The following is a 9873-nucleotide window of genomic DNA, read 5'->3' as shown; positions in this document are numbered from 1 at the left end:
CCGAATTCAAGCAGGCGTTGGCATTTGCGCTTAGAGAATTGACGAGTTCCGGCTGGTTAACGGGGGCGGCGGAGATCGAAGCGTTACTCTCACAAACCGAAGCTCGCGCCCATCGCGGTGAGGCCGCAAAGCTTGAGCGGGAAGCTTGCCGCATCGTCGATCTAGCTGAAAGTGCATTGTATGCTTCGGGCCTTGCTCGCGCGTACTGCCTGCTCGGCGATGTACTGCAGGCTAAAGGACGCTTAGGTGAAGCTCTTTCGGCGTTCCAAAGATACCTTGAAATATCTCAGGAGAATGCTCGAGTTGCCCCCTCTGATAGTAGCCGCAAATCAAATCTTGCGATAGCTTATGCTCGTGTGGGCTTCGTTTACGGTATGCAAGGGCAACTTGAAGACGCGCTCACCGCTTACCGGGAAGATCTCGCAATTTGCAGAAGTCTTGTGGCCGTTGCTCCCGAAAACGATGAATGGCAGCGCAATTTTGCTGTCGCAAGCGCTCGGGTCGGGGAAGTTTACCACCTTCGGGGTCGTTTTAGCGAAGCGTTGGTTGCTATGCGCGAGAATCTCTCGATTTTTGAGCATCTCGCCTTGAAAGATCCGGACAACGAAAATGGACAACACGGCCTTGCCATAGCGTATGCCCATTTCGGAAGTGTCTATGAGTCCATGGGAAGCCTTGAAGAGGCTCTAAGCGTTTATTGTAAGGGGCTCGAAATTTTTCGCAAGCTGGCATCGACGGATCAAAACAACTATTCTTGGCAACGTGATCTTGGTGGTGCACACCTTCGCCTCGGCGGAGTTTATCAGAGGCAGGAACGCTTGGAAGAGTCGCTTACCAGCCTAAGCGAGGCCCTCAAGGTGTCGCGGCGATTGGTATCCATTGATGCATCAAATTCCCTTTGGCAGCAGGATCTGGCTACTATTTATTCAAGATTGGGAAACGTATACGAAATGCAAGGGTTGCTGGATGAAGCACTTGTTGCATATAGCGATGACCTAGACATCTTTCGAAAGCTAACATTGATGGATTTCTCCAATGTGGGGTGGAAGCGGAGTTTGGCGATAGCGCAATCAAAGATAGGTGATATCTATGAAATGCAGGGCAAATTTGATGAGGCTCTCGCCGCTTTTAAGGAGCCGCTGGCGATTTTTCAACGCCTTACCGATCAAGATCCTTCTAATGTTCAGTGGCGGCGTGACCTTGCGTTCGCACACTTTCGATTAGGACAAACCTTTGAAAGGATGGGAAGCTGGGGAAAATCGCAATCTAGTATACGGTGGGCCGTTAAAACCATGGAGGTAGCCGTATCTATGTCTCCCGAAAGCAAGGATTGGAAACGGGAGCTCGCGGCTATCAAAAGCCGGCTTGCAAAATAGTCGCTTCCGTATTGTGATCTCACCGCAGTGCGAGATCGAGGGGGAATCCGCTACACTTGCGAAGGCATCGCTCCGGAGGACGATTTGATGTGGCTCCGGTGAGCGACGTTGAAGGCAAACGTCGGGCGATTGCCTACGCCAACGGTAATGTTTTTGCCTTCGAACTGAAGTTTCCCGTCATACCCCGAAGGTAACTCACTCTCTGCCGACACCATTGGGGAATAACTTCGATTACTGGTAACCTTTGGCCGGCTTCTCGCGTTGGACCGGTTCGAGATGAGTGTGATTGTATGGGTGACCAAAGCTACTTCGCTGCGGGCGTGAGGGCCGCCTTGTTCTTCGCCCAATCCGTATTGGGCAGGGCTTCCCAGACGCGGAGATGGCGGAAGCTGGCTTCGGTGCCGGCGCCGAGCATGATACTGTGCTTGTCCGCGCCGAGGAGGGGGTTGGTGAGGGTGACGCTTTGGTCGTCGAGGGTGGCGACGACTTCTTCGCCTTTGATCTCCAGGACCACGGTGTGCCATTCGTCGAGTTTCACCGGCTTGATGGCGCGGAGAGCCGGGCCTTTTTCGCGTTGCTTGGTGGTGGGGTTGATCTGATCGGCCAGGTAGGGCGTGAGGAAGAGGCCGCCGGGGCCGATGCTCAAGGAGATGACGTAGTCCTTGGCGTCCGTGGCCTTCACGAAGAGCGAGCGGTAGAGGCGGCCTTCGGCGGGCACATCGTTCAGGCGCACGTCGCACTGGATGATCGCGTCTTTGAAATCGAAGCCAAAAGACGCCGTCGCCGGATGATGGCTCTCGGCGATTTCCATGCCCTTGAACGTGCCGTCCACCTGCTCCCAATGGCCGGATTTCGGGTTGCCATTGTAGCGCCACCCGCTGAACCCGCTGGCAAACCCCACCGGCGTGCCGGTGAACGGCGCGAGCGGCGCGGCGAAGTCTTCGCTGACCAGCAGCTTGCCCCGCGTGGTCAGCAGTGTCTTCGGCAACGCATCCGCGGCGAAGGCCGTGACGGCGAGGAGTAGGGTGAGGGCGGTGAGGAGGGGGGTCTTGAGGGGGGCGGTCATGGGGTGGGAAGTGGGGTGGGGGATTCGAGCGTGATCTCTCGCCGCCGCGTCGTCCATCCCGCTCTTTGCGTTTCACTTTTATCTTGACAAAATCACTTCCGGGTGCTACACTCCCCGCGAATCATTGAGGAGGACTGTGGGCTGGGCCAGCAGGCCGCGAGGCGGGAGGGCAAGGACAAAGCGACGACACGACACGACGATGCAACCCAAGACAGACCATTCCACTACCTACCCCTCGTGACCAAACTCCATTTGGTCACGCCCTTGCGGGCGCAAATCCATTGCGCGTGGAGTGGGGTGTCCGCGGGCAGGAACTGGCCATCCCACCCGCCGACGCCCCCGCCGTGCGAAGCAGAGCTGCGCTCCCAATCGCGAGCCCAAATGGAGTTTGGGCACGAGAGCCGATTTCTCAGAGTAATCGCGCCTGGTCGTGCTCAATCGTGTCCAATCGTGCCTCAAGTTTTTTCGACTGGGTCGGCAACCTGTCGCTACAGAGGCAATCGCACCGAATCGCAGTCAATCGCACCCATGAATCTGAGGAAGCCGAGAGCCATTGCGCACGAAGCGGGCGTCTGTTGGCGGATCCTGGCAAAACCCACTCGCCGACACCCCCGCCATGCGAAGCAGAGCTGCGCTCCCAAGCGCGTGCCCAAATGGAGTTTGGGCACGAGAGCGGATTTTCTCAGAGTAATCGCGTCTGGTCGTGCTCGGTCGTGCCTAATCGTGCCTGTAATTTTTTCCCGTTTTCTGTCGAACCGCTCTACGGAGGAATCGCACCGAATCGCACCCATGAATCGGAATGCCAAGAGCCAGGTAAGGAGAGCCAAGTGGCACCCTGATCTGTCCCGCAGGTGTGGGGAAGTGGACGCTTGGCTCTTGGCACTCCTCCTCTCTACAGAAGGAATCGCAGTCAATCGCACTCATGTACCACCGTCCTCTGTCCACCCTCCGCGTCTCTGCGTCTCGGCGGTTGAAATCCGTGCACCGAACTTAATCATTATTGCTAAGTTTGCGCGCTTCTTTGCATTATCGTTGCCATGAAGTTCCCGTCCCTCCTGCCCCTTTTCGCCTACACTTTCGCCCTCGCCGTGGCCGTCCAGGCGGCGGAGGAGCCCAAGCAAATTCGCGCCGGGATCATCGGTCTCGATACCTCGCATGTGCTCGCTTTCACGACCACGCTGAACAAAGGACCGAAGAATCCCGCCGATGCCGACGAGGTGGCCGGCGTGAAGGTCGTCGCCGCCTATCCGCAGGGCAGCAAGGACATCAAGAGCAGCACCGATCGCGTGCCGGAATACACTGAGAAGGTGAAGGCCCTCGGCGTGGAGATCGTCGATTCGGTGGAGGAACTGGTGAAGCGGGTGGACGTCGTCTTCCTCGAGTCGAATGACGGCCGCGTGCATCTCGAGCAGGTTCTGCCGGTGCTCGCCGCCGGCAAGCCGGTCTTCATCGACAAACCGATTGCCGGTTCGCTGGCCGATACCATTCGCATCCTCGACGCGGCGAAGAAGGCGAAGACCCCGCTGTTTTGCTCGTCATCCCTGCGTTTCGGCAAGGCGGTGCAGGCGGTGCGCAATGGCTCGATCGGCCAGGTGAAGAGCGCGGAGACCTTCAGCCCGGCGCATCTCGAGGCCACGCATCCCGATCTCTACTGGTACGGCGTGCATGGTTGCGAATCGCTCTACACGGTGATGGGCACGGGGTGCCAGTCGGTGAAGGAAGGGAAGACGGAGGACGGCAAGATCATGGTCACCGGCACGTGGGCGGGCGGGCGCACCGGGATCTTCCGGGAGGAGAATGGGCAGGACCGCAAGGGTTACGGCGGCAAAGCGGTGGGCGACAAGGGTGAGGCGTCGATCGGCAGCTACGATGGCTACGACGTGCTGCTTTTTGCGATCATCGACATGTTCCGCACTGGGAAGGTGCCAGTCACGGCCGATGAAACGCTGGAGCTTTACACGTTCATGGCAGCGGCCGACGAGAGCAAGGCCCGCAATGGCGCCGAGGTCACGTTGAAGGAAGTGCTCGATAAAGCCCGCGCCGAAGTGGCAGCGAAGCCGTAGGGCAGAAGCGACATTCGCTATTGGGGAAGGCGCCGAGGCAGGTGTAGGGCGCGTGTCCCCACGTGCCGGTATCGCGCCATGTTCGCAACGCCCGCCCGGCGCGTGGGGACACGCGCCCTACACTCACGCCACGAATCCATATTAAATTTGTAGGCATTCGCCGAGAGTACTGCTGACATCCGCACCCCGCATCCGATGCAAGCCCGCATCTTCGACTTCCCTCTACCGACCGCAGCGATGGGACACGGCGACAACGCCGTGCTCGTCTTCTTTGCGCAGGTGATGTTGCTCATCATCCTCGGGCGGTTGCTCGGGGAGGCGATGCAGCGGATGAAGCAGCCGGCGGTGATCGGGCAACTGCTGGCCGGGATCATTCTCGGGCCGAGTGTCTTTGGCACGCTCTGGCCGGGGGCGCACGCGGCGATCTTTCCCGCACACTCCTCGGAGCGGCCGATGCTTAGCGCCGTCTCCGAACTGGGCGTGCTCATGCTCCTGCTCGTCACCGGCATGGAGACCGATCTCGCGCTGGTAAAACGGGTGCGGCGCACGGCGGCCATCACCTCCATCGCGGGCATCGCCTTTCCGTTTGCGTGCGGTTACATCCTCGGCGAACTGCTGCCCGCGAGCCTCCTTCCCGATCCCAACCGGCGGCTGATCACCTCGCTCTTCCTCGCCACGGCGCTCTCGATTTCCTCGGTGAAAATCGTGGCCGCGGTCCTGCAGGAGGTCGATTTCCTCCGGCGCAATCTTGGCCAGATCATTCTCGCCGCAGCGATCCTCGACGACACCGCCGGCTGGACGATCCTCGCCTTGATCGGCGGTCTCGCCGCGCAGGGCAAAATCGTGCTCGGCCCGGTGTTGATCAGCGTCTTTGGCACGATCGCGTTCCTGCTCTTTTGCTTCACCATCGGCCGGCACATCGTCGCCCGGATCATCCGCTGGACGAACGACAATTTCATCATCGAGATGCCGGTGATCAGCCTCATTCTGGTGCTGATGATCGCGCTGGCGCTGGTCACGAATGCCATCGGCGTGCACACCGTGCTGGGGGCGTTCGCCGCCGGGATCATGATCGGGCAATCGCCCATCCTCACGAAACACATCCAGGAGGAGTTGCGCGGGATGATTGTCGCGCTGTTCATGCCGGTCTTCTTCGGAGTGGCGGGGCTCTCGATTGACCTCAAGGTGTTGCGTGATCCACAGCTCTTGGGGCTGGCTGTCTTGCTCATTGCGGTGGCGAGCCTCGGCAAGCTCGGGGGCTGCTATGTGGGCGGGTTGCTCGGGCGTTTGCACAGCAAGGAAGCGCTGGCCGTAGCCTTCGCCATGAACGCGCGCGGTTCCACCGAGGTGATCCTCGCCACGGTCGGGCTGAGCATGGGCGTGCTCGACCAGAAATTGTTCACACTGATCGTGCTCATGGCGGTGGTGACCACGCTCTGCATGCCGCCGCTGTTGCGCTGGGCGCTCGCCCGCGTCCCCCTGCGCGAGGAAGAGAAAAAGCGCATGGAAGCCGAGGCTGCGGAGAAAAAGGATTTCATGCCGAAGCTGGAACGCGCCTTGGTCGGGCTCGACCAAAACGTCGCCGGTCATTTCGCCGCGACGCTGGCCGGGTTGCTCATCGGCTCGCGTCATCTCACTGCCACCGTGATGGAAGCCGGCGAAACGAGTGGCCCGGGGGAAGGCGGTTCAGTGCCGTCGAAGAGGTTGCTCGAGACGGCCCGCCGTGCGGCTCGCCAGGTGGAAGCCGGGCAGGAGAAAGCGATGAAGGACCATCCTCCGGAACGTGACCCGCTCGAAGCCGCGGCGCACGCCGCACACGCGGAGCAGACTCGCGTGGAGGAATTGATCTCCATCGTCCCGCTGAAAAAGCGCAGCCACTCCTCCAGCAATACCATCGCGGACGGCATCCTCGCGGAAGCAAAGAACGGCTACGATCTGCTCTACCTCGGGATCGGCGGATGGCTGCCCGCCAAGTCGGCACAATTCCCGCCTGCCGTCGAGCAGATCGTCCGCGACTTCAAGGGCTCGGTCGCGATTTTCTGCGTCCACGAAAGCTATGGCGCGGTGCTCGATACGCCCCTGACGAAAATCCTCGTGCCGACGACCGGGGCCGACTACTCGCGCTTCGGTGCGGAGGTCGCGGTGGCCGTTGCCAAGGGCTGCACCGCTACGGTCACCGCCTTGCACGTCTCGCTTCCCTCCGTCGAAAACCAGCGGTCACGCCGGACCAACGAGTCGACGCCCAGCGGCCGGGCGATCATTGACGACATGGTCGCGCTGGCGCACCGGGAATCCGTTCACGTCGTGACCAAGATTCTCTCCGGCCCGGTGAAGGAAAATGCGATCCTCAACGAGGCGATCGTGGGCGAACACCAACTGATCGTCCTCGGAACCAAGCAGCGTCCCGGCGACGCGCTGCATTTCGGCGAGAGTGTCTCCGCCATCATCGAAAACGCGCCGTGCCCGGTGCTGATCGTCACTTCGTAGGATCGCTCAAGCTTTCAGCTTGTTCGTAAAGTCAACCAGCCCCTTGGCCAGCACAGCGACTTGCTTCGCCTTCCGCTCGTCCTTGAGCTGGCCGGCGTCGCCGAAGGCTTCGTGCGCTTTGGAGACGCTGACTTGATCAGGGAGAACGTAGACGCCGATGTGGGTGAGGATGGCGCGCACGGTAATGAGACTGCGCAGGCCGCCGAGCGCGCCGGGGGAAGCGGAGAGGAGAGCGGCAGTTTTGCCGCGGAAGGCGACGAGGTCGGGCTCGTCGTCGGTCTCGGAGCGCGAAGCCCAGTCGATGGCATTCTTGAGCACGCCAGGGATGGAACTGTTGTATTCCGGCGAAGAGAGGAGAATTGCGTCGCTCGCCCGGAGCAGTGCCTTGAAGCGTTTCGCGCCGTCGGGCAGGCCGGTGGCGTCCTCGATGTCTTGATCGAAAAGCGGCAGGTTGAATTCGCGCAGGTCGACGACGGTGACTTCCGCGCCGGCCGCACGCGCGGCCTCGGCGGCAATGGCGACGAGTTTCTTGTTATAGGATCCGGTGCGGAGAGCACCGGCGAAGGCGACGATTTTGGGCTGGCTCATAAGATGTGGAAGAAGGGTGGGATCGGCCGAATTTGGAAAGAGTGTTCGTTGACGTCGGGTGTATGATGAAAAATGCCGTTCGTCATCCAGCGTTATCCTGCACTGGCCCACGGCGTTTGTCGCTGCAATCAACCGTGCCCGTGGTTCGTTCCATTATCGACATCGAATACTGACCTATGACCAAGCGCACCTTCCTCACCACCACTCTCCTCGGCGGCGTCGGCATTGTGACGGCCGCGAACTATCTTCGCTCTTCCAACACCTCTACCGCCATGAATACCGAAACCTCGCCCGTCTCTGTTCGCCTCCTCGATGAATCCGGCAAGCTCACGTCGCCGCTCACCGTGCCGAAGGTGATGATGTCCGACGCCGCCTGGCAGGCGCGGCTCACCGACGAGCAATACCGCGTCACCCGCACCCACGGCACCGAGCGCGCCTTCTGTGGCATCTTCCACGACAATCACCTCGACGGCCTCTACACTTGCGTCGGTTGCGGCCTGCCACTCTTCCGCTCCGATGCGAAGTTCGACTCCGGCACCGGCTGGCCGAGCTTCTTCCAACCCGTTGCCGAGGAAAACATCGGCAGCACCAGCGACGTCACGTTTGGCATGACCCGCACGGAGATCCACTGCGTGCGTTGCGACTCGCACCTCGGTCACGTCTTCGAGGACGGCCCGAAGCCGAGCGGCCTCCGCTATTGCATCAATTCCGCCGCGCTCACTTTCCGCGAAAATGGCGCGAAGCCCTCGCGCGAAAAGGCGCTCTTCGGCGCCGGATGCTTTTGGGGCGTCCAATCCGACTTCGACAAAGTCCATGGCGTCACCGCCACGCGCGTCGGCTACTCCGGCGGCATCAAGAAGAACGCCACCTACGAAGACGTCTGCTCGCACACCACCGGCCACGCCGAAGTGGTCGAAGTGGAATACGATCCCGCGCAAATCAACTTCAGCGCCTTGCTCAAGGCCTTCTGGGAAATGCACGACCCCTCAACCCATCAGCGCAACGGCCCCGACAGCGGCGGCCAGTATCGCTCCGCTGTCTTCTTCACCACACCCGATCAGGAAGCCGTCGTCCGCGCCTCCGCTGCGCAGTTGGATAAGGCCGGTAAACTCATGGGCCCCGTCAACACGGAAATCGCGCTCGCCGGCCCCTTCTACGTCGCCGAGGAATACCACCAGAAATACCACGCGAAGCACGGCGGCGGAAGCTGCCGCATTCCGTAGCGGCACCGCGTCAGCCGCGAAACTCCCGCAGCGCCTGCGCCGCCGCCTCCGGCAGCATCGGGTTGATATACATCCCCGTCCCCAGTTCGAAGCCCGCCGTCCGGTTCACCCGCGGCACGATCGCGATATACCAGTGGAAGTGCGCCGCATCCTTCTCCCGCGGCCCCAGCGAGCGCACCACGAGATTGAATGGCGGATTCCCCAGCAGCCCATAAATCCTCTCCAGCACGAGGTGGAGCAACTCCGCCAGCGCTGTCTCGGTCTCCACCGGCACCTCCGAGAAACACGCCGCGTGCACCTTCGGGAAGATCCATAAATGATACGGTGACAACGCCGCATACGGCACGAACGCGATGAACGCCGCATTCTCCGCCACGATGCGGCTCCCTTCCGCCTGCTCCTCCGCGATCATACTGCAAGCCAGGCACCGCCCGGTCGACGCGTAAAACTCCCTCGCATGCGCCACGCGTTCGAGCACCTGCCCCGGCATGATCGGGATCCCCACGATCTGCGAATGCGGATGCTGCTGCGACGCCCCGGCCTCCGCCCCGTGGTTCTTGAAAATGATCACGTGCCGCACCCGCCGGTCCGCATAGAACGCGCGGAACCGCGCCACGTACGCCTCCACGATCCGCCGCACCTGCGCCGCCGGCAGCAGCGCCATCGGCAAATCGTGCCGCGGACTCTCCACCACCACTTCGTGCAATCCCACGCCATTCACCGCCGCACGCGTGTGCTCCGCATCCTCTACCGCGCCCACCTCACCCTCCGGCGAAAGCACCGAGTATTTGTTCACGCACGAGCGCACCGCCCACTGCCCATCCTCACCGTCCGCGCGATACGTCTCCGGCCCCGTCACCGCTTCATTCCCTGCGCAAAAGGGACACGCCGCATCCTGCGCCGGCACGGCCGCGCTCGGCGCCGCGGGCCGCGCCAGATTCGTCCCACGCTTCGCGCGTTCCGGCGCGATCACCACACTTTCGCCGGTCAATCGGTTTTGGCGGATCTCAGACATGCAGGGGGCCTCCATCATGCATCACCCCCCGCGCCCAGCGCAAGATGTAGGGCGC

7 protein-coding genes are annotated in these 9873 nt (G+C 61.3%); 4 read left to right on the top strand and 3 right to left on the bottom strand.

What is annotated here, in order from left to right; all coding sequences use genetic code 11:
* Positions 1–1376 (top strand): tetratricopeptide repeat protein (locus tag ABJF10_RS08560; protein ID WP_348544132.1); only part of this gene is annotated, 1376 nt, incomplete at its 5' end.
* 304 nt (positions 1377–1680) lie between these two features.
* On the opposite strand, the gene ABJF10_RS08555 is transcribed toward ABJF10_RS08560, so the two are convergent.
* A complete protein-coding gene (locus ABJF10_RS08555; RefSeq protein ID WP_348544131.1) occupies positions 1681–2442 on the bottom strand; it encodes a hypothetical protein in 762 nt (253 codons plus the stop codon).
* A gap of 1037 nt (positions 2443–3479) precedes the next feature.
* On the opposite strand from ABJF10_RS08555, the gene ABJF10_RS08550 reads away from it, so the two are divergent.
* Both ABJF10_RS08550 and ABJF10_RS08545 read left to right on the top strand, forming a co-directional pair.
* Positions 3480–4505, top strand: a complete 1026-nt coding sequence (locus ABJF10_RS08550; RefSeq protein WP_348544130.1) for a Gfo/Idh/MocA family oxidoreductase — start codon at positions 3480–3482, stop codon at positions 4503–4505.
* A gap of 195 nt (positions 4506–4700) precedes the next feature.
* The gene (locus ABJF10_RS08545; protein ID WP_348544129.1) at positions 4701–6992 is read left to right on the top strand and encodes a cation:proton antiporter; all 2292 of its coding nucleotides are present in this window, start codon (positions 4701–4703) and stop codon (positions 6990–6992) included.
* Positions 6993–6998: 6 nt separating this feature from the next.
* On the opposite strand, the gene ABJF10_RS08540 is transcribed toward ABJF10_RS08545, so the two are convergent.
* On the bottom strand, positions 6999–7580 hold the full coding sequence (locus tag ABJF10_RS08540) for an NAD(P)H-dependent oxidoreductase (protein ID WP_348544127.1): 582 nt from the start codon (positions 7578–7580) through the stop codon (positions 6999–7001).
* A gap of 176 nt (positions 7581–7756) precedes the next feature.
* Between ABJF10_RS08540 and ABJF10_RS08535 the strand changes: the two genes are divergently transcribed.
* The gene (locus ABJF10_RS08535) at positions 7757–8803 is read left to right on the top strand and encodes a bifunctional methionine sulfoxide reductase B/A protein (protein WP_348544126.1); all 1047 of its coding nucleotides are present in this window, start codon (positions 7757–7759) and stop codon (positions 8801–8803) included.
* A 10-nt stretch (positions 8804–8813) separates the two neighbouring features.
* Here ABJF10_RS08535 and galT read toward each other — a convergent pair whose 3' ends face one another.
* On the bottom strand, positions 8814–9818 hold the full coding sequence (gene galT, locus ABJF10_RS08530) for a galactose-1-phosphate uridylyltransferase (protein WP_348544125.1): 1005 nt from the start codon (positions 9816–9818) through the stop codon (positions 8814–8816).
* Positions 9819–9873 lie beyond the last annotated feature (55 nt).

Source organism: Chthoniobacter sp., assembly GCF_040003245.1.
Lineage (GTDB): Bacteria > Verrucomicrobiota > Verrucomicrobiia > Chthoniobacterales > Chthoniobacteraceae > Chthoniobacter.
Note: the sequence above shows the minus strand (reverse complement) of the source record. Positions and strands in the feature narration are given on the sequence as shown.